At 72.7% G+C, this 19,213-nt stretch carries 16 protein-coding genes and 2 pseudogenes; 14 read left to right on the forward strand and 4 right to left on the reverse strand.

Annotation, left to right across the window (positions count from 1 at the left end):
* Window positions 1–17: 17 nt before the first annotated feature.
* The 13 genes from ureG (at window position 18) to BR98_RS01615 (ending at window position 16,248) form a co-directional block, all read left to right on the forward strand.
* Window positions 18–638 carry an urease accessory protein UreG gene (gene ureG / locus BR98_RS01555; protein ID WP_035839224.1) on the forward strand — a complete coding sequence of 207 codons (621 nt, stop codon included), beginning with the start codon at window positions 18–20 and terminating at the stop codon, window positions 636–638.
* The gene (locus BR98_RS01560) at window positions 635–1,633 is read left to right on the forward strand and encodes an urease accessory protein UreD (protein WP_051969183.1); all 999 of its coding nucleotides are present in this window, start codon (window positions 635–637) and stop codon (window positions 1,631–1,633) included. The genes ureG and BR98_RS01560 overlap by 4 nt, the downstream gene beginning before the upstream one ends.
* Before the next feature lie 63 nt (window positions 1,634–1,696).
* Complete coding sequence (locus BR98_RS01565) at window positions 1,697–3,082, forward strand: ammonium transporter (RefSeq protein WP_035839226.1); 1,386 nt, start codon at window positions 1,697–1,699, stop codon at window positions 3,080–3,082.
* Window positions 3,079–4,536 carry an ammonium transporter gene (locus BR98_RS01570; RefSeq protein ID WP_232247196.1) on the forward strand — a complete coding sequence of 486 codons (1,458 nt, stop codon included), beginning with the start codon at window positions 3,079–3,081 and terminating at the stop codon, window positions 4,534–4,536. Before BR98_RS01565 ends, BR98_RS01570 begins: the two co-directional genes overlap by 4 nt.
* 294 nt (window positions 4,537–4,830) lie before the next feature.
* Window positions 4,831–5,016, forward strand: coding sequence for a thiazolylpeptide-type bacteriocin (locus BR98_RS01575; protein WP_035839228.1), 186 nt, complete (start codon window positions 4,831–4,833; stop codon window positions 5,014–5,016).
* A gap of 112 nt (window positions 5,017–5,128) precedes the next feature.
* Complete coding sequence (locus BR98_RS01580) at window positions 5,129–7,762, forward strand: lantibiotic dehydratase (protein ID WP_051969185.1); 2,634 nt, start codon at window positions 5,129–5,131, stop codon at window positions 7,760–7,762.
* Window positions 7,763–7,910: 148 nt separating this feature from the next.
* Window positions 7,911–9,086, forward strand: a complete 1,176-nt coding sequence (locus tag BR98_RS01585; protein ID WP_035839231.1) for a lantibiotic dehydratase C-terminal domain-containing protein — start codon at window positions 7,911–7,913, stop codon at window positions 9,084–9,086.
* Window positions 9,083–10,867, forward strand: coding sequence for a hypothetical protein (locus BR98_RS01590; RefSeq protein ID WP_035839234.1), 1,785 nt, complete (start codon window positions 9,083–9,085; stop codon window positions 10,865–10,867). Before BR98_RS01585 ends, BR98_RS01590 begins: the two co-directional genes overlap by 4 nt.
* Window positions 10,864–12,744, forward strand: coding sequence for a TOMM precursor leader peptide-binding protein (locus BR98_RS01595; RefSeq protein WP_035839237.1), 1,881 nt, complete (start codon window positions 10,864–10,866; stop codon window positions 12,742–12,744). Before BR98_RS01590 ends, BR98_RS01595 begins: the two co-directional genes overlap by 4 nt.
* Window positions 12,745–12,822: 78 nt before the next feature.
* Complete coding sequence (locus BR98_RS01600) at window positions 12,823–14,475, forward strand: thiopeptide-type bacteriocin biosynthesis protein (RefSeq protein WP_051969186.1); 1,653 nt, start codon at window positions 12,823–12,825, stop codon at window positions 14,473–14,475.
* 142 nt (window positions 14,476–14,617) lie between these two features.
* Window positions 14,618–15,430 (forward strand): FAD-binding oxidoreductase, encoded by an 813-nt coding sequence (locus BR98_RS35905; protein WP_157537300.1) that lies wholly within the window; start codon window positions 14,618–14,620, stop codon window positions 15,428–15,430.
* Window positions 15,430–15,780 (forward strand): BBE domain-containing protein, encoded by a 351-nt coding sequence (locus tag BR98_RS40795; protein ID WP_157537302.1) that lies wholly within the window; start codon window positions 15,430–15,432, stop codon window positions 15,778–15,780. Before BR98_RS35905 ends, BR98_RS40795 begins: the two co-directional genes overlap by 1 nt.
* Before the next feature lie 156 nt (window positions 15,781–15,936).
* Complete coding sequence (locus BR98_RS01615; RefSeq protein ID WP_035839241.1) at window positions 15,937–16,248, forward strand: GNAT family N-acetyltransferase; 312 nt, start codon at window positions 15,937–15,939, stop codon at window positions 16,246–16,248.
* Between the two features lie 72 nt (window positions 16,249–16,320).
* On the opposite strand, the gene BR98_RS40030 is transcribed toward BR98_RS01615, so the two are convergent.
* The 4 genes and pseudogenes from BR98_RS40030 to BR98_RS01630 form a co-directional block, all read right to left on the reverse strand.
* Window positions 16,321–16,617 (reverse strand): hypothetical protein, encoded by a 297-nt coding sequence (locus tag BR98_RS40030; RefSeq protein WP_198042190.1) that lies wholly within the window; start codon window positions 16,615–16,617, stop codon window positions 16,321–16,323.
* A gap of 31 nt (window positions 16,618–16,648) precedes the next feature.
* A pseudogene (locus tag BR98_RS37310) lies at window positions 16,649–16,942 on the reverse strand ((2Fe-2S)-binding protein); the annotation flags it as partial.
* The gene (locus tag BR98_RS01625) at window positions 16,939–17,763 is read right to left on the reverse strand and encodes an FAD binding domain-containing protein (RefSeq protein ID WP_035839248.1); all 825 of its coding nucleotides are present in this window, start codon (window positions 17,761–17,763) and stop codon (window positions 16,939–16,941) included. The gene BR98_RS01625 and the pseudogene BR98_RS37310, both read right to left, overlap by 4 nt.
* 365 nt (window positions 17,764–18,128) lie before the next feature.
* Window positions 18,129–18,548: a TOBE domain-containing protein gene (locus BR98_RS01630; protein WP_035842413.1), complete on the reverse strand. Its 420-nt coding sequence runs from the start codon at window positions 18,546–18,548 to the stop codon at window positions 18,129–18,131.
* 285 nt (window positions 18,549–18,833) lie between these two features.
* On the opposite strand from BR98_RS01630, the pseudogene BR98_RS01635 reads away from it, so the two are divergent.
* Window positions 18,834–19,190: pseudogene (locus BR98_RS01635) on the forward strand (extracellular solute-binding protein); the annotation flags it as partial.
* Between the last annotated feature and the right edge of the window lie 23 nt (window positions 19,191–19,213).

Consider the following 19,213-nt stretch of genomic DNA (forward strand, 5'->3'; position numbering starts at 1 on the left):
GAGTAGAGGGCTGAGACATGACGGACCACGTGCTGCGGGTGGGCATCGCCGGACCGGTGGGCTCCGGGAAGACCGCGCTGATCGAGGCGCTGGTACCGGTGCTCATCGCGCGGGGACACCGCCCGGCGGTCATCACCAACGACATCTACACCCAGGAGGACGCCCAGCACGTCCGGCGCAACCTGGCCGGGGTGCTGGACCCCGCCTGGGTGGTGGGGGTGGAGACGGGCGCGTGTCCGCACACCGCCGTTCGGGACGACCCGACGATGAACCTGGCGGCGGGGGCCGAACTGCTGGAGCGGTTCCCGGAGATCGACACCCTGCTGTACGAGTCGGGTGGCGACAACCTCACGCTGACCTTCAGCCCCGTGCTGGTCGACATGTTCTTCTTCGTGCTGGACACCGCCGAGGGCGAGAAGATGCCGCGCAAGCGCGGCCCGGGCATCACCGATTCGGACGTCCTGGTCATCAACAAGGTCGACATCGCCCAGTACGTGCGCTGCGACCTGGAGGTGATGGCCTCCGACGCCGACCGGGTCCGCGAGGGCAAGCCGGTGGTGCTCACCAACAGCCTGACCGGCGAGGGCCTGGAGCGGGTCGCGGACCTGCTGGAGTCCTACCGCAGGGTCCCGGCATGACGACCGCCGCCACCGCGCACCGACCGGGCCCGTCACACCGGCCGAGCCCGGCGCACCGACTGACTCCCGCGCACTACGAGCCGGACCGCGTCCCGGCCGTGGTGCTCCGGCACGCCGGTCGGCCCGACACGCTGGGGGTGGGCCGGCCGGGGAAGATCGGGCTGCTGGAGCTGGGCTTCGAGCGGATCGGCCGGCCCACGGAGACAGGCCGGCGCACCGAACTCGTCACCCGCTACCAGAAGTCCCCGCTGCAGATCATGCGGCCGCTGTACTTCGACCCGGCCCGGCCCGACCTGGCGATCACCTACCTGATGTCCACCGGCGGCGGGATTGTCCAGGCCGACCGGCTGCGCCTCGACCTGCACTGCGGCCCGGACACCGCCGTCCACCTCACCACCCAGGCCGCCACCAAGATCCACCGAATGGATGCCGACTACGCGACCCAGTTGGTCAACCTGACGGCAGCAGAGGGCAGTTACGTCGAGTACCTGCCCGAACCGATCATCCCCCACCGCGACTCACGGTGCTACCAGCGCACCGTGATCACGGTCGCGCCCTCGGCCACCGTGCTCGCCTCGGAGACCGTGTCGGCCGGCCGGATCGCGCACGGCGAGCGCAACGCCTACCAGGTGTTCGCCTCCGACCTGGAGTGGCGCCGCCCCGACGGCCGGCTCCTCGCGCTGGACACGGTACGGCTGGAGCCCGGCGGCTCCGGCGTCACCGGCCCGGCCGTGCTGGCCGGCCACGACCTGGTGTCCACCTTCTACGCCGTCAGCCCGCTCGCTCCCGCCACCGCGATCGCCGACACGCTGCACGGCGCGCTGGCGAGCAGCGGGCTGCTGTACGGCGTGAGCGTGCTGCCAGGGGACTGCGGAGCCTGGCTCCGGGTGCTGGGCAGCGACTCCCCCGCCGTCACGGCGGCGGCACACCGCGCCTGGGACGCCGTGCGCCGACTCCTGATCGGCGCACCCGCACCGGCGATGCGCAGATCCTGACCATTCCTGACGAGCCGTCACCATGCCGACCGGGCACGGTGACCCGATCCAGAGAGACCTCGGATGCCTACCACCCTCGATACGGGCAACACCGCCTGGCTCATGGCGAGCACCGCCATGGTCCTGCTGATGACCCCCGGCCTCGCCTTCTTCTACGGCGGCATGGTCAAGACCAAACACGTCCTGGTCATGCTCAAGATGAGCTTCGTCTGCCTGGCCCTGGTCACCCTGCTGTGGCTGGCCGTCGGGTACAGCCTGGCCTTCGGCAAGGACGTCGGCGGCCTGGGCCTGATCGGCACCCCCGAGCACTGGATGATGCACGACGTGGGGATGACCAGCCTCTGGGGCTCCACCGGCATCCCCACCGTCATCTTCTCCGGCTTCCAGATGGCGTTCGCCATCATCACCGTGGCGCTGATCAGCGGGTCCATCGCGGGTCGGGCCACCATGCGCGGCTGGCTCTGGTTCGTGGTCGCCTGGACGCTGCTGGTGTACGTGCCGCTGGCGCACTGGGTGTTCGCCCCGGACGGCTGGGTCACCGCACACCTGGGGGCGCTCGACTTCGCGGGTGGCCTCCCGGTCGAGATCAACTCCGGTGCGGCCGGCCTCGCCGTGGCGATCGTGGTGCGCAAGCGCAAGGACTTCGAGCGGGAGACCATCCGTCCGCACAACCTGCCGCTGGTCGTGATCGGTCTCGCGCTGCTCTGGTTCGGCTGGTTCGGCTTCAACGCCGGTTCCGCGCTGCAGACCGGCGGCACCGCCCCGATGGCCTTCTTCAACACCCAACTCGCCGCCGCCGGTGCGATGGTGGGCTGGCCGCTGATCGAGAAGTGGAAGCTCGGACACGTCGAGATGCTCGGCGTCGCCGGTGCCGCCGTGGCCGGCATGGTGGCGATCACCCCGTCCTGCGGTGAGATCTCCCCGATGGGCGCGCTGGCCGTCGGCTTCATCGCCGGTGTGGTCTGCGCCTTCGCGATCAACTTCAAGTACAAGATGGGCTACGACGACACCCTGGACGTGGTCGGCGTGCACGGCTTCGGCGGCATCGTCGGCACGGTGGCCATCGGCCTGTTCGCCACCGTCCAGATGAGCGGCAAGAAGGGCCTGTTCTACGGCGGCGGCGCCGATCTGCTCTGGCGTCAGGCCGTCGCGGTGGTCGCCTGCGCCGTGTTCTCCTTCACGGCCACCTGGCTGATCGCCAAGGTGATCGAGAAGACCGTCGGCTTCCGCGCCGACGAGGAGTACGAGCACGTTCCCGGCCAGGAGGAGGAGCTGGCCTACGACGACGAGACCATCGCCGAGATCCGGGCGCGCCTGGTCCGGGCCCGGGTTCCGGTGACGGTCGGCGCGGGCGGCGCGGCCGGGCAGGAGGCCGACCTCGCGGCTGCCGACCATCAGCTGCTCGCCGACCTGCGCGAGGTGCTGGAGCGACGGGAGAGCGAGAAGTGACTTCCGCTCTGGCAGCCGGGATGCTGGCTGCGAAAGCCCTGGCCGCGGACACTCTGGCTGCGAACATCCAGGACAGCGGCAACTCGGCCTGGCTGATGATGGCCGCCGCCATGGTGCTGTTGATGGCACCCGGGCTGGCGTTCTTCTACGGCGGCATGGTGAAGACCAGTCAGGTCATCGCGATGCTCAAGATGTGCTTCCTCTGCCTGGTCATCGTGACCATCATCTGGTTCTCGGTCGGCTACACCCTCGCGTTCGGTACGGACGCCGGCGGTAAGGGGCTGATCGGCGGACTGGACCACCTGTTCATGTCCGGGGTCGGCATGAACAGCACCACCGACGGCGTCCCCACCGTCATCTTCTCGGTCTTCCACATGTCGTTCGCCATCGTGACCGTCGCCCTGATCAGCGGTTCGGTCGCCGGGCGCGCCACGATGAAGGGCTGGATGGCCTTCGTCGGCGCCTGGACCCTGCTGGTCTACATCCCGATGGCGCACTGGGTGTTCTCGCCCGACGGCTGGGTCAGCAAGCAGGTCGGCGCGGTCGACTTCTCGGGTGGCACGGTCGTCGAACTGAGCTCCGGAGCGGCCGGACTGGCCCTGGCGCTGGTGGCGGGCAAGCGGCAGGACTTCGAGCGTACGAAGATCCGTCCGCACAACCTGCCGCTGGTCGTGATCGGCCTCGCGCTGCTCTGGTTCGGCTGGTTCGGCTTCAACACCGGCTCCTCGCTGGGCACGCCGGGAGCCGCGGCGATGGGCGTGATGAACACCCAGCTCGCGGCCGGCGCCGCGATGGCCGGCTGGGCGGTGACCGTCTACCTGCGCACCCGCAAGGTCGGGCTGCTCGACATGTCGATGGGCGCGGTCACCGGCATGGTCGCGACGACCCCGCTGGCCGGCGGCGTGAGCATGATGTGGTCCGTCATCATCGGCTTCCTGGCCGGTCTGACCTGCGCGTTCGCGATCAGCTGGAAGTACCGCTTCGGTGTGGACGACACCCTGGACGTGGTCGGCATCCACGGCTGGGGCGGCCTGTTCGGCATGGTGATGGTCGGCCTCGCGGCAACCGGCGCGATGACCGGCAAGAAGGGCCTGCTGTACGGCGGCGGCTGGGACCTGCTGGGCAAGCAGCTGGTGGCCGTGCTGGTGCTCGGACTCTTCTCGTTCGGAATGACCGCACTCATCGGCAAGGTGGTCGACCGCACCCTCGGCCTGCGCCAGCGGGGCGGCACCGAGGAGCACGAGCAGGTCTACCAGAACGACTGGGACGACCAGTTCAAGGAGATCGTCGACGCGCTCCGCGGCGCCGACGAGCCCGCCGGCCGGTCCGGCCCCGAACCGGACGCGAGCGCGCTCCTCGACCAGGTCCGCCGCATGCTGGCGGCCGACCCCGAGAAGGCTCGGCAGACGCAGCCGGGCGAGCGGTCCGAGCAGTCCCCACGCTCGAAGGACTGAGCCGCCGGACGGCCGGCTGTGGGCCCACGGGCTCCGGAAAGGTGCTGGTTGAGCTTCGTCTCGACCAGCACCTTCCGCGTTCCTGAGTCAGACCCGTCGTATCCCCGGAATTTCGCCCCCCGGTGGTCCTGGAACCTGGCGAAGTGTCTGATGGTCACTCATGTAGTAGCCGTACCAGGCGACTTCGGGAGCGGTGGCCACGCCGGCCGGGCCTAGAGTCGGCAGTCGATCGGCGCCTGATCGGCTCGACCCGGATTGCACTCCGTCCAGCGTTTCCGACGACAGGAGATCACCATGTCCGACGCCACCGGTACCACCGACAACCCGAACTTCGAGCTCCAGGACCTCGACCTGAGCGACCTCACCGTCACCTCGATGCGTGACACCGCCGCCCTGCCCGAGGGTGGGGCGTCCTGGGGTTCCAGCTCCTGCCAGGGGTCCTCGTCCTGTGCCCAGCCGCAGGTGCCCGTCGTCGCCTGACCGAGGCGCGTGACTGGCCGGCGGCGAGCTGACCGCCGTATCCGGGGCGCACGTCACCGACGTGCGCCCCGGGTGCCCGGAGCGGCGGATGGACTTGGGAGGGGAGGGTGTCGTGACCGAGAGCCCGAACGGCGGCTACGCCGTGAGTTGCGCGCCGTACGCCCTGGTCCGGGCCACCGTGCTGCACCACCCCGCCGAGCACCCGCAGGCCGCCGCCTTCCGTGCCGAACTGGCCCGGCTGACCCGGCTGGTGACAGACCTGACCGAGCTGGGCCCCGCGCTCGGCGACGCGCTCTACGCCAGCCGGGACGGGCACCCGCAGACCTTCCACCGCGAGGTGGTGCTGCCGCTTCGCCGTTCACTGCACAACGCCCGCGAGCCCCGGCCCGCGCTGTTGCAGCGCCTCGGCGACCTGCCCGAGCGGGTGCCCGAGCTCGCCGCCTGGCTGACGCTCCGCCGCCTGCACACCGAGTTGCTCGCCGAAGCCGACCGCACCGCCCCGGCCGCGGTGGCCGCCGAACGCCGTGCGCTCGCGGCGCTCTGCCGAGAACCCGCGCTGGCTCAGTCAGTGGCTCTGACCAGCTCCGACCTGCTGCGCGCCGTCGAGCGCGCGGGGGCCGGCGCCGTCGACCGCAAGGCACGCAAGGAGGAGCCCGGGGTGCTGCGTTACGCCCTGCGGGCCAGCACCAAGACGAGTCCGTTCTCGTGGTTCACCGCCGTCGGCTGGGGCGCGCTGCCCGCCGGATCGTCCGGCCCCTGGCGACCGCCCGACGACCTGGCGCTGGGAACGCCGACCTCGCTGGTCGAGGCCAACCGGACGCTGGTCGCCGCGCTCAGCCAGGCCCTGCTGGACTCCCCGCGCCGGCGCGCCGACCTCCCGCACCGGATGACCAGTACCGCGCGGATCAGCGACGGCCGTGCGACCTACGCCCGCAGCCGACCGGTTTTCGCCGGTGGTCGCTACCTCATCACCACCGAGGACGAGGTCGCCCTGACCGCTGGCGGGCCGCTCTCCTTCGTCACCGCGCAGTGCCAACCTCCGGTCGTCTTGGACGAGTTGACGCTGCGACTGAGTTCCGCACTCGGCGGCCCGGCGAATGCGCCGGCTGCCGCCGCTTTCCTCGCTCGGCTGGCCGAGGCCGAACTGCTGGTTCCCTGCGAGCCGTTGGATCCGCAGAGTGCGCAGCCGCTGTCCCAGCTGGCGCGGTGGCTGCGAGCCTGGCCCGAGGACGCCCGACTGGCCGAGCAGATCGACGAGATCGCCCGGCGCACCGCGCGGTTCGCCCGGACCGCTGCCGACCGACGCCCGGCCGTGCTCGCCGACCTTGCGACCCGCTGGACCGACGTGCTGGGTGCGGCGGGCAGCCCGGTCCCGGAGCGGGGCGCACCGCTGACCGTGCTGTCCGAGGACGTGGTGGCACCGACCCCGCTGCGGCTGGACGGGCAGCTGTCCCCTGCGGACACCGAGGCGCTCTGCGAACTGACGCCGCTCGCCGAGCTGTTCGACCTCGGCCAGGTGCTGCGCCGCGCCGTCCGCGACCGCTTCGTGGCCCGCTACGGGCCCGGCGGCTGCTGCCCGAACGTGTGGGAGTTCGGCGCCGAGGTGGCCGCTGCCTGGGAACAGGCCTGGCGGGTGGCGGCTCTCGCTCCGCCGCAGCCACTCCCCAGCGGCCTGGCGGAGCTGGCCGAACTGCGGGCGTCCGTGCTGGCCGCCGTAGCCGGCGCGGACCGTACGGACCACGCCGACGGTGGGATGCGCGACATCGTGCTGCCTGCCGGGCTGGTCCGGGGGCTCGGTGCGCGGCTGCCCGGCTGGGTCGTCGAACGCCCGCTCAGCTACTCGTACTTCGTCCAGCGCGACCTCGACCCGGGCAGCGAGCTGCTCTGCGTCAACCACGTGTACGGCGGCTGGGGCCGATTCAGCAGCCGCTTTCTGGACGCGCTGGATCCCGCCGCCACCACCGAGGTGGCCCGGCAGGTTCGCCGGGGTCTCGGACCTGGCGCGCGCGCCGCCCAGGTCCGCCCGGTGGGCGGGTTCAACGCCAACCTCCATCCGCTGTTGGTACCCGACGAGATCGGCCCCGACCGACGCTGGGCCTCGATCGGCGAGTCCGATGTGGACCTGGTCCACGACGAGGCCGGCGACCAGCTCCGGTTCCGGCTACGTGCCACCGGCGAGCTGCTCGATGTGCTGTACGCGGGCTTCCTGGCCCCCGTCATGCTGCCGCGCCGACTGGCCCCGCTGCTCAGCGACCACCCGCACGGCGTCGTCGACTTCCGCCCGCTGCTCCCCCACCGCGCGCTGCCGGCGCCCGGCGGCCAGGTGGTCCGCACACCCCGGCTGACCTACCGCCACCTGGTGCTGCACCGGCGCCGCTGGCAGCTGCCCGCCGAGGTGCTCGGGGTGCTCGGTGCCGAGCTCGCCGCCGACCGGGAGGTCCCGGTGGCGACCGTGGCCCGCTGGCGCGCCCTGCTCGGCCTGCCCGAGCAGCTCTTCCTGCGCCCGGCCCCGACCACCGCGGCGGACTGGACCGCGGACCAGCTGCTCGCCCAACTGCGTCAGCCCAAGCCACAGTTCGTCGACCTCGGCAGTGCCCTGCACCTGCGCTGCCTGAGCCGGTGGCTGGCCCGGCACCCGGCCGGAGCGGTGCTGGAGGAAGCGCTGCCCGCGCCCGGAGGGCGGCCCGGACCCACCCGGGCCGTCGAGCTGGTGGTGGAGGCCTACCGCGCCGGACGGGCCCGATGACGCCGGACGACGACCCGACGACCGACCGACCCGACGACCGACCGGACGACCGACCGGACGACCGACCGACCGACCGGACGACCGACCGGACGACGGACGACGGACGACGGACGACCGACCCGACGACCGACCCGAGCAGGAGGCACCCGTGTCCGACACGACCGCCCGTGACGTCGTCACCTACTACCACCAGCCGGTCAAGGGCCCGCTGCTGCGCGAGGCGGTCCTGCCGCTCGCCGAATGGTATGCGGAGCAGGGTCTGAGGGTGCACGTGGAGCGGCACTGGCTGCACGGTCCACACCTGCGACTGCGGATCGACGGCCCGCCCGAGCAGGTGGCCCCGGCAGCCGAAGACGTGGTCCCGGCGCCCGCGCAGGTGGTCGCGGCCGCCGCGAAAAGCGCGGCCGCCGTCCGCGGCTGGCTGTCCGTGCACCCCTCGCGCAGTGACCGCAGCGAGGCCGAGTTGCTCGCCGAAGCCGCGCAGGCGGGCCGCGTCGAGCTGATCGCCCCGCCCTACGGGCCGGTTGTGCCCGACAACACGGTCCGGATCGAATGCGTCGACCGCACCGCCCTGCGCGCCCTGCTGGGCGCGGACGGCGCCGTGCTCCGCGACGACCTGCTGCAGCTGGGGCTGCCCGCCCTGCGCGCCGGCTCGAACTTTCTGGGCGAGCACGGGGACGGCACGGCCGCCCGGCTCCAGCTGCTGGTGTCGGCGCTCGCCGCGCACGCCGCCGCGCACCCGGGCTCGCTGGTGGGCGGGCACTACTCGTACGTCTCCCACCTGGAGGACTTCCTGGTGCACGAGGACCCGGACGGACGGCTGCGGCAGAGCTTCGAGCAGCGCTGGCAGGACTCCCGGGCGGCAGTGACCGCCCTGGTCGGACGGATCGCCGGCGGCGAACTGCTCGAACGCGAGCGGCCGTGGGCCCAGTGGTCGGCGGACGCCTGGCGGCTGACGCGACGTCGGCTCGACGCCGGGGCCGACCTGTCCGGGCACCCGGCGGAGTACCGCGAGCGGGCGGCCGCCACCGGGGATCCCGGCCAGCTGGAGCGCTGGAGCCCCGAAATCCGCACCCGGTACAGCGAGTTCCACCAACTGCTGCGCCGGTCCGACCCGCAGGGGTCGATGTTCAGCCACCCCGACTACCTGATCCACCGCGCCTGCACCAACGGCCTGTACCGACTGTTCACGGTCTGCGACGTCCGGCCGGTGGAGCGCTACCTGGCCGCGTACCTGGTCGTCCAGGCCGTCCCGGCGCTCACCGGGCACCGCTGGCGCGAACGGCTCGACGAGGTCGTCGAGGCTGTGGAGACGGCCTCGTGACCGCCGCACTCGATTCGGCCACGGCCGCGAGCGATCCGGTCCCGGACGCGCTCGGCGGGCTGGTGCGGTGTCAGCTGCGACCGGGCGTCGGCGTCACGCCGCTGCGCGACGGGTTGCACCTGCGGGGTTGGCGATCCAGCGTGACCCTGGAGGGCAGTCGCGCACTGCCCGCACTGTGGCAGTTGCTGGAGGAGGCGCTGCGCACCGGCGACCACACCGCCCTGACCGTGCGGGCACCGGCCGGCTCGCCGCTACGTACCGCCCTGAACGCCCTGATCGGCCACTTGCACGCCCACGACCTGCTGGTCGACCGGGCCGAGCCCGCGTCGCGGTGGTTGCACGCCCTCTCGCGGCACCCCGCGGCGGCGGCCGCGGCCATCGCCGCGGCACACCCGCAGGTGCTGTGCGCCGATCCGACGAGCCCGTTCGCCCAGGCCGCCGCCCGGGCACTGCACCGCGCGGGGGCCACACCCTCCGTCGCGGCACCCCTCGCCACCAGCGGGCCCGCCGGGCTGCTCGTCCTGCTCGGGCCGACGGGCGGACCAGGCCGGTCGGTGGCGGTCGCGGCCAGGATGTCGGGTGACGGTGGCTTCGTCACGGCACCGGGCACCCCCGAGCAGGTCACTGCGGACGCCACGGCGCTGGCCGCCCGACTGGGCCGGGCGGCCGGGGACGGGTCGAGTGCACCAGCCGCGCTGACCGCCCTGGTCGCGGGGGCTGCCGCCCAGCGGCTGGTGTGCGCCGTCGGTGGACTGCCCGATCCCGCGAGTGAGGGTGACGACCGCCTGGGTCTTCCGGGCCGGCCTTCGGTGCTGGTCGCCGACGCCGATCCGCTGCGCGCCGAGTACCACGCCTGGCTCGGCCCGCGGCTACCCGGCTCGGAGCAGAACCAGGACCACCCCGCGCCGCTCGCTCCGCCGGACACGCTGGCGCAGGCACTGCGCCGGGTCGCCGCCCTCGGGGACGAGCGGCTCGGCGTGCTTCCTCCGCCGCTGCCCGGTGTGCTGCCGCAGTTGCCCGTCGCGCTGGTCGGCTGCCCGATCCCCGGGGGCACGCTCCTCGCGGCCGGCGCACGTACCGATCTGGCCCGGCTGGACGCGGTCTGCCGGGCTGCCGAACTCCGGCTGAGCGAGGAGGAGTTCGACGTTGCGGTCGGTGCGACCCCCGAGCACGCCCGGGGTCGCGCGCTACGGCGGGCGGCGTCACGCGCGGGCGGCGAGCGGCTACCCGCCCGTTCCTGGGCCGACCACCCGCAGGCTCGGCACTGGTGGCGCACGCTCACCGAACGTCTCCACAGACCAGCAGAGTTGAGTGTCGAGCGGCTCGGGTCCGGGGCGCACTGCGCCACCGTGCACGTGGCCGGCCACCGGCTGAGCCGCCCACTGAGCCGTGCGGTCGAGGCGACGCCCGGCGATGCGGCCGCCTTCGCGGCGCTGGGGGCGGTGGCACGGACCGTCAGCGCTGATATGACGTTCCGTCAGTTATCTGTGCCCAGCGGGGCATCAGCCGCACTCGCGGTCGCCGGACTGGTGCTCACTGGCTGGGAGGACGAGGGCTGGACGACGGGTTGGCTGGCCGGCATCGCCACCCGCGAGCCCGCCCTGCTCGCCGCCCTGCGCCGAGAGACCGGCATGCACCGAGAGGCCGGCCTGCACCTGGAGGCCGACCTGCGCGCCACCCCGCTCCGGGAGGCGGCCGACCCGGAAAATCGCGCCCTGGCAGCAGCGCTGCTCGCCTGCGGCTTCACCGTCCTCAGCACACCCGGCGGAGCCGCCCGATGAGCCGGCCACTGCCCGTCCTCAGCGGCGCGGCCGCGCTGGCCGCCACCACCGGCTCGGCCGTCGTCCTGCTGGAGGAGTGGAGTCTCGGCCTGGCCGAGCAGTTGAGCCGCCACGCGCTCACCCACCCGGTGCTCCAGGTACCGGTGCGCTGCGACGCCGCGCTGACCGTGGTCGGCCCGGTGCTGCGGCCGGGCGCGGCGGCCTGCCTGTGCTGCGTCGAGTACCAGCGGCTGGCCACCGCCGGCGGTCGAGTTCCCTGGCACAGCCCGCGGTTGGCGCTGGCCGGTCTGGTCGCGCCCACGCTGGAGGAAGCCGTAGCGGCGCTGGCCGCCGAGCTGCTCGCAGCACCGCCGGACCCGTCGAACTCCGGGGCCGGCGCCACCGTTCACCTGGTCCACAGCGGTCGGGCCACCTGGTCGACCCACCAGGTCCGGCCGGTGGGCGGCTGCGCGGTCTGCGCACCGCTGCCACCGGACAGTGCGCTGGCCGCCGAACTGCCGCTGGCCCCTCGCCGGTTGCCCGATCCGGCCGTGCTGCGCGGGCCGAACTCCCGTACCGGCGCCGCCGACCTGCGCGCCGCCCTGCACGACGAGCGCTTCGGTCCGGTGCGCCGCGTGGTCCGCACCGAGGACTCGGCGTTCAGCCTGACCAGCGCCTACGTCACGGACGGCCGCCCGCTGGACGACGGCGGTTACGGTCGGGCGGCCGACTTCGAGAGCAGCGAACGCGTGGCCCTGTTCGAGGGTGTGGAGCGGCTCACCGGAATGCGACCGACCGGCCGTCGGACCGTACTGCGCGCCTCCTTCGAGCAGTTGGGCGCCGACCGCGCCGTGGACCCGCAGCGCCTCGGCCTGCCCGACCCCCGCTACCACGGACACCCGGCCGCCCGCTCCGTCGCCTACACCCCCCAACTGGAGCTCGACTGGGTGCACGGCTGGTCGCTGACCGCGGCCCGGCCGCTCGCGGTGCCCGAGCACGTCGCCTACTGGGAGGTGCCGGACCCGGACCGGCCACAGGTCGTCTACGAGTGCTCCAACGGCTGCGGCCTCGGCAACAGCCCTGAGGAGGCCGTGCTGTACGGCCTCTTCGAGGTGGCCGAGCGCGACGCGTTCCTGATGGCCTGGTACACCGTGACACCGCTGCGCCGGATAGCGCTGCCCGCCGACGATCCCGAACTGCTCGGGCTCGCCGACCGCACGGCGCTGCTCGGCTACCGGCTGCTGCTGCTCGACGCCACCAACGACTTCGGCATCCCGGCCGTGGTCGCCGTCTGCCAGTACCAGGGGTCCCATCCGGACGCCCCGCGGGCCTTCCTCGCCGCCGGGGCCCACCACGACCCGCGCAGTGCCATCCGGTCGGCGGTGGTCGAGGTCGTCACCACCGTCCACGCGTCCGCCCGGCGCGCGCAGTCCGCCGAACGCCCCTACGCGCCCGATCGGTTGCGCCCGATGCTGACCCAGCCGGAGCTGGTCCGCGGCCTGGACGACCACGTCGGCCTGAACACCCTTCCCGAGGCCCAGCCACGGCTGGAGTTCCTGTTCGCCGAGACGCCGGAGCTGGAGTGGCGCGAGGCGTGGCCGGGGGCGCCGGAGCCGGTACGGGATCTGACCGCGCTCCTCGCGCGGACCGTCGGGCGGCTGGCCGAACAGGGCCTCGAGGTGATCGCGGTGCGCCAGGACGAGCCCGGCGTGCGCGAGCGGCTCGGCCTGCACAGCGCGAAGGTCGTCGTGCCCGGCTCCCTGCCGATGACCTTCGGCCACGTCAACCACCGCACCCGGGGGCTGCCCCGCCTGCTGGAGGTCCCGCACCGACTCGGGCGCACCGAACGCGCATTGACGTACGAAGAGCTGACGATCAATCCGCATCCCTTCCCGTGACCGCCCTCCGATGACCGCCTTCCCGTGACCGCCTGCCCTTGACCGCCTTCCCATGAGCTCGACGGACCGAGGACTCCCATGGCCGACTGGCACAGCTTCCACCTCTTCCTGCACAGCGACACCGAGGAGGTCGACCGCTTCCTCGCCGACGAACTGGCCCCGCTGCTCGACCAGCTGGTCGCCGAGGGCCGGGCGGACGCCTGGTTCTTCATCCGTTACGGCGAGGGCGGTCCGCACCTGCGCGTCCGGGTGCGCGGTCTGCAGCCGGCCGCGGCCGCCGAGTTGCCCGCCACGCTGGGTCGGCTCAGCAAGGCGGTGCCCGCTGTCGATGGACCCTGGCCCTCGAACCACGGCGAGGTCCGCCTGATGCCGTACGTCCCCGAGACCGACCGCTACGGCGGAGCGGCCGCGCTGCCGGAGGCGGAGGAGGTCTTCACGGTCTCCTCCCGGGTCGCGGTGCTGGCGCTGCGGCGGCCGCAGGGCGGGGCCGGGCGGCTGGCGCTCGGCGTGGACCTGGCGCACACCACCGCGCTGGCCCTGGGCATGGACCGGCTGGCGGCCGCACAGTGGCTGCGCCGGCACGCGGCGAGCTGGCGCTGGGTCACCGAGGTCCCGCTGCTGCCGGGCGCCGCCGTGCACGCCCGGGTCAACTCCGTCTTCGCGCTCCAGCACGATGCGCTGGTGCAGCGGGCCGCGGCGCTGCGGGCCGGCCTGGAGCAGCGGACCGCCGAGCCCTGGCTGCTCGACTGGGCGTCCCGGGTGGGCGACAGCGAGGTCCGCGAACCATGGGTGTGGGCCTCGCAGTTGCACATGCTGTTCAACCGGCTGGGCATCACGCCCGACGAGGAGCGGGCGATCTGCCGGCTCGCCGCCCGAACCCTGCTGGACGCGGGCGAGGTGCCGTCGTTCTTCCCCACCGGCCATCGCGCACCGGACCGCCAGTATCTGGAGCGGAGCAAGTTCCAGGCTGGGCGCACCCAGGACAGCGCCCTGCGCACCCTGCCACCGGCCGACCTCGCGGGCTCCGACCAGCCGCTGCCCGGCGATCTCGCGCTCCCCGCCGGCCCGTTGCCCGCGCGCTCACTGCACCAGGCCTTCACCGCACGGGTGTCGGCCCGCGGCCCGCTGCTCGGGCCGTTGTCCGCCGCCACCCTCGGCACCCTGCTCTGGTCCTGTCACGCCGAGAGCCACCGCACCGAGCAGCGGCTGCCCGACGGCACCACGCGCACGGTCGCGCACCGCCCTTACCCGAGTGCCGGCGCGCTCTACACCGCCCGGCTGCGGTTGATCGCCCTGGAGGTCGACGGGCTGCCGCCCGGCACCTACCAGTGCCTCCCCGAGCAGCGCGCGCTGCGACCGATCGGCCCGGCCCCCTCCGTCGCCGAACTCACCGCGCTCTCCTCCTACTTCTCGCGACCCGCCGATGATCCCGACCTCGTCGGCATCGACCAGGCGCCCGCCGTCCTGGGCCTGTATGTGGACTTCGGCCTGCTGCGGCGGCGCTACGGCCTGCGGGCGTTGCGCCTGGGCCTGTTGGAGGCCGGCCACCTGGCCCAGACGCTGCTGCTCGGCGCGACCGCGCTGGGACTGTCGAGCATCCCGCTGGCCGGCTTCCTCGACGACCTGGCCCACGAGCTGTTCTCCCTGGACGACCTGGACCAACCGCTCCAGTACCTGCTGCCGCTGGGGTCGGCTTCGACCGTACCGGTCATGGGCGATCTCGCCGACTGATCGCCTCCCGGTGGCGTCCACCGATGGGCGCAACCCCGCGCGCCGCTCGGCAGTTCCCCGATGAGCATGACGGAGGATGGCGGGGGAGCAGGTCCGCGCGGTCAGGGCGCGGTCCGACCGGGCCGCCGGGAGATGCGGGCACATGACGATCGATCGGCGGGGGTTTCTGTCGGCCCTGGGTCTCGGCGGCGCGCTGGCGGTGACGGGGACCGGCGGGGTGGCGCGGGCGGCAACCGGTGGGACGGCCCGCAGTGTTGTGCCGGTGCGGCCGGCCGTCGACGCACGGGGGCTGCGGGCCTCGGCCTGGCAGCGGCTACCCGGGGTCGCGCCCGAGCCGCCGGACTGGTCGGCCCTGAAAGCGCGGCTCGCGGGCCGACTGCTGCTGCCGCAGGACCAGGGGTACGGCACCGCCCGACTCGGCTACAACGAGCTGAACGACGGTCAGCTGCCCGCGGCGGTGGCCCGGTGCACCTCGGCGTCTGACGTGCAGGCGTGCCTGGACGCGGCTCGCGGGCACGGCGTGCCGATCGCCGCGCGCAGCGGTGGGCACAGCTATCTCGGGTACAGCGTGCCGAACGGCGGCCTGGTGATGGACCTGCGGCCGATGGCGCGGGTCCAGGTCCTGCCCGACGGGACGGCCCGGGTCGGCGCGGGCGCGCGGCTGATCGAGGTCTATGCGGCACTGGCGCAGGCCGGGCGGCTGCTGCCGGCCGGGTCCTGCCCGACGGTGGGCGTCGGCGGACTGACCCTGGGCGGCGGGATCGGAGTGCTGACCCGCAAGTACGGGCTGACCTGCGACCGGCTATCTGGACGCGATGAAGTACATGGCGGGCTGCGCCAACGACACCATCGCGCAGTGCCACCCGGTCTTCGAGGGCGGGCGGCTGCCCCGGGCCTCCTTCGTCGCCGTCTCCCGGATCCTGGACGGTCGACCCGCAGGGTGTGGCGGAGCTGATGACCGGGCACAGCGGGATCGACCTGCTGCTGGACGCCCTGGGCGGCGCGGTCGCCGAGCTCGCCCCGGACGCGACGGCGTTCCCGCACCGCTCGGCGCTCGCCTCGGCCCAGGTGTACGCGAGCGCCACCCCCGCCGACCGCGACACGACCACGGCCGCGGTGGACGCGATCCGGGACGGGCTCGCGGCACTGGGCGCGACGGGCGGGTACGTCAACTACATCGACGCGAGCTTGCCCGACTGGGGTACCGCCTACTACGGGGACAACCTGGCCCGCCTGAAGGACGTGTCGCGGTGCTACGACCCGGACCAGGTCTTCGCCTTCCCCCAGTCGGTGGCCCTGGCCTGAGGCCGGCTCCCGACGGCGGTAGGGCCATTTCCGCGGATGCGGATGAGGAACTCGACACGACTCCGCCTGACCTCGCGCATGCTTGATCAGCATCTTGTTGAATGCTAAATTAAATCTCGCTGAGGCCGCCGCCGCAGCCCGACGGCAGGAGGAACGATGACGACTCAGGTGACGGACAACCCCGACCGGTCGCGGTTCGAGATCACCGACGACGGGGAACTCGCCGGCTTCGCCGAGTACTTCCGGCCCGAGAACGAGAACGAGATCGCGTTCATCCACACCGAGATCGACCCCGCCTTCGCCGGCCGCGGCCTGGCCGGCATCCTGGCCCGCGCCGCCCTCGACGCCGCCCGGGAGCAGGGCGCGGACGTGCTCCCCTACTGCCCCTTCATCCGCGGCTGGCTGGGCAAGCACCCGGAGTACGTCGACCTGGTGCCGCAGGCCCAGCGCACCCGCTTCGGCCTGTGACCACCGCCCGGGCCACCGACGCCGCTCCGGAGTCCATCCGGGGCGGCGGGGCTCCGAGGCTCGCCCGGTGGGTCAGCAGCCGGATCCGGAGTGCCAGCCGGACCACCAGTTGACGATCTGGTGGTTGTTGGGGTCGTTCTCGAGGACCAACTCGCCGACGCAGGTGCCGACACCGTTGACCCGCACCGGGCCGGCGTAGGTGGAGTAGTTGCCGGGGTCGTACCCACCGGACCCCCGCGGCCCGTTCTCGGCGCTGAGCGAGATCTGGGTGAACGTCTTGACCCCCGCGTACTCCGACTTCACGAAGACGGAGCAGTTGTCGGTGCCGTCCCAGTAGTCGTAGACCCAACCCGCCTCGTGGCCGCTCATGTCGGTCACCATGCCCGACCACGAGAAGTTGCCCGCACTGGAAGCCCTGCGCGTCCAGGAACCGCTGCTGCATCGGGTGCAGCTCGCCGTCCTTGGCCAGGCTCTCGACGGTGGTGACCGAGCGGCCCCCGGCCCGGACCGCCGGGTAGATGCAGCTGTGCACGGGCCGGCCGTCGACTTGCACGGTGCACGCACCGCAGTCACCGGCGTCGCAGCCCTTCTTGACCCCGAACCAGCCGCGCTCGCGCAGGTAGGTGCGCAGGCACTGGCCGGGGCGCGGCTCGGCGTCGAAGTCCTGGTCGTTGACGCGGATCTCGAAGCTCATCGTCCGACCTCCTCGGTAAGTTCTCGGCGGATCTCCTCGGCGAAGCGGAAGGTCATGTGCCGTCGCCAGGCGGGGAGTCCGTGGATGTCGTCGAAGTACTCCCCCGGCTCGACCGCGTACTCGACCGCCTCGCGCACCGCCTCCGCGTTCGGCGGCACCGGGAAGCGCAGCTGGATCGGCCGCACGGTGGAGGCCGTGATGGTGAGGGTCAGGGTGCCGTCGAAGGGGTCGAGCGCGCCGATCACCAGCGCGCCCGAGCGGCCCAGCCCGTAGAGCGAGGCCTGCCGGAACGCCGTCCGGCTGCGCAGCGCACGGGCCGGAACGGTGATCGAACGCAGCAGCTCACCCGGTTCCAGGACTTTGAGGCCGGCGCCGACGACGAAGTCCGCGACCGGGACCTCGCGCGCGCCGCCTTGCTGGGACAGCAGCCGGCAGACCCCGTCGAGCGCAGCGGTCAGGGAGATCATCGGCCCGGCCGGCAGCCCGTTGCACAGGTTCCCGCCGACGGTGGCCATGTTCCAGATCTTCCAGGAGGCCAGGAAGGCGCGGCAGCACTGCTCGAACAGCGGGGCCGCGGTCCACTCGGCGGGCTTGGGGAAGCGGGAGAGCTGGGCGATGGTGCAGGTCGCGGCGATCTCCAGGCCGCCGTCCGGCGTCACCCGCAAGGACTCCCAGCCCATCCGGCTCAGGTCGATCAGCCGGCGGATGTGGGGCTGCGGCTCGGAGAACAGGTATGTGCCGCCACCCAGCCAGGCGTCGCCCGGCTGCCACGTGTCGCGGCGGCGGGCGTCGCGCACCTCCTGCACCGTGTTCAGATCCACCTTGGTCCACCGTCCTCGACGAGCTCGATTCGGCGATTGAAGCAGCGCGCCACGAGCGGGGACGAGTGGTTTCGCACACCGATGATCCACCTTCGCACTGGAGGATCACCCAAGAGAGCCGGGGCTTGGTACCTCTCATCCGCCAGGGCAGAACTCATAGTGACCTGGCAAATGCGAGCTGCCGCAGGCGCCGGCCTCGGCCTGGACATCGCGTGGCGCTTCCGGGCCCGCCTCCCGATCAACCCGCCGGAACCCCCTTAGGTCGGCCGCCAGGCACAGGTCGGTGGCCGGGCACAGGTCGGCGGCCGGGCCCTGCTGGGATCCCGGCCGCCGCGACTGCCTGACTGGCCTAACCTGACGGCGCGTCAGACCGTGGCGAGGGACAGCTCGGTGGACTTGATCAGCGCGACGACCGAGGAACCCGCGGCGAGGCCCAGCTCGGCCACGGCGTCCCTGGTGATGGCCGCGGTCAGCTCGCCGCCCTCGACCGAGACCTTCACCGTCGCCATGGCCGCACCCGAGGCGATGTCGGTGACCGTGCCGGGGATCTGGTTGCGGATGCTGAGGCCGGCGACGGGGCCGGTGGCGAGCGAGACGTCGGTGGACTTGACCATGGCACGTACCGCGGTGCCCTCGACCAGGCCGAGGTCCTTGACGGCGTCGACCGTGACCGCCGCGGTCACTTCCTGGCCGCCGGCCAGGCGGGCCTTCACGGTCGCCATGGCCTCGCCGGAGCTGACCGAGGTGACGGTACCGGGGATCTGGTTTCGGATGCTCAGGCTCATGGTGGCCAACCTCGCGAAATAGGGGAGCGGGTATTTCTCCTGTGCTGCCGCGATTACCGTATCCGGTCTTTCCGGGCGGCGCGGAATGCCCGCCGCAGATGCGAGCTGGCAGCCCGCGAATGGCCCGCAGGCCCGAGGCGTGAATTTTCACCCTGCCTGGGCGAGGTGATTTCCGAACGAATTTCCGAACGAATTTCCGGGCGCACTCGGCCGAACGGGCAGCGCTCGTACGACTGGGCTAATGCCAGGCAAATGTCCCGGCTGTCCTTGCATCTGCGGCACTATGAGGTCGTCCTGTGCGCCAAGGAGGTCCCCTGCGGCGCCGCCCCCCAGAAGGCCCTCACCGCCGGCAACGTCCAAGTCACCCCGGTCAGCTACGAACAGGACGTCAAGAGCGCCCTCACCAAGGTCGAACTGAAGGAGGCCGACGCCTCCCTCGTCTACCAGACCGACGTCAAGTCCGCCCCCGGCAAGGTCGACGGCGTCACCTTCCCCGAAGCCTCCTCCGCCATCAACGACTACCCCATCGCCACCCTCACCCACGCCCCCAACACCGCCGGCGCCCAGGCCTTCGTCGCCCTGGTGGAATCCCCCGCCGGCCAGCAGGTCCTCGCCGACGCCGGCTTCCTCAGCGCCTCCTGACCTGTGCGGATGGCCATCCGCCA

It is taken from the genome of Kitasatospora azatica KCTC 9699 (assembly GCF_000744785.1).
GTDB classification, from domain to species: Bacteria; Actinomycetota; Actinomycetes; order Streptomycetales; family Streptomycetaceae; genus Kitasatospora; species Kitasatospora azatica.

Excerpts from the sequence above, each read along its gene's own strand:
- BR98_RS01560 (WP_051969183.1), top strand. The coding sequence starts at position 635 with ATGACGACCGCCGCCACCGCGCACCGACCGGGCCCGTCACACCGGCCG.
- BR98_RS01600 (WP_051969186.1), top strand. The coding sequence starts at position 12,823 with ATGGCCGACTGGCACAGCTTCCACCTCTTCCTGCACAGCGACACCGAG.
- BR98_RS40030 (WP_198042190.1), bottom strand. The coding sequence starts at position 16,617 with ATGAGCGGCCACGAGGCGGGTTGGGTCTACGACTACTGGGACGGCACC.
- BR98_RS01630 (WP_035842413.1), bottom strand. The coding sequence starts at position 18,548 with ATGAGCCTGAGCATCCGAAACCAGATCCCCGGTACCGTCACCTCGGTC.
- BR98_RS01575 (WP_035839228.1), top strand. The coding sequence starts at position 4,831 with ATGTCCGACGCCACCGGTACCACCGACAACCCGAACTTCGAGCTCCAG.
- ureG (WP_035839224.1), top strand. The coding sequence starts at position 18 with ATGACGGACCACGTGCTGCGGGTGGGCATCGCCGGACCGGTGGGCTCC.
- BR98_RS01565 (WP_035839226.1), top strand. The coding sequence starts at position 1,697 with ATGCCTACCACCCTCGATACGGGCAACACCGCCTGGCTCATGGCGAGC.
- BR98_RS35905 (WP_157537300.1), top strand. The coding sequence starts at position 14,618 with ATGACGATCGATCGGCGGGGGTTTCTGTCGGCCCTGGGTCTCGGCGGC.
- BR98_RS01615 (WP_035839241.1), top strand. The coding sequence starts at position 15,937 with ATGACGACTCAGGTGACGGACAACCCCGACCGGTCGCGGTTCGAGATC.
- BR98_RS01595 (WP_035839237.1), top strand. The coding sequence starts at position 10,864 with ATGAGCCGGCCACTGCCCGTCCTCAGCGGCGCGGCCGCGCTGGCCGCC.
- BR98_RS40795 (WP_157537302.1), top strand. The coding sequence starts at position 15,430 with ATGACCGGGCACAGCGGGATCGACCTGCTGCTGGACGCCCTGGGCGGC.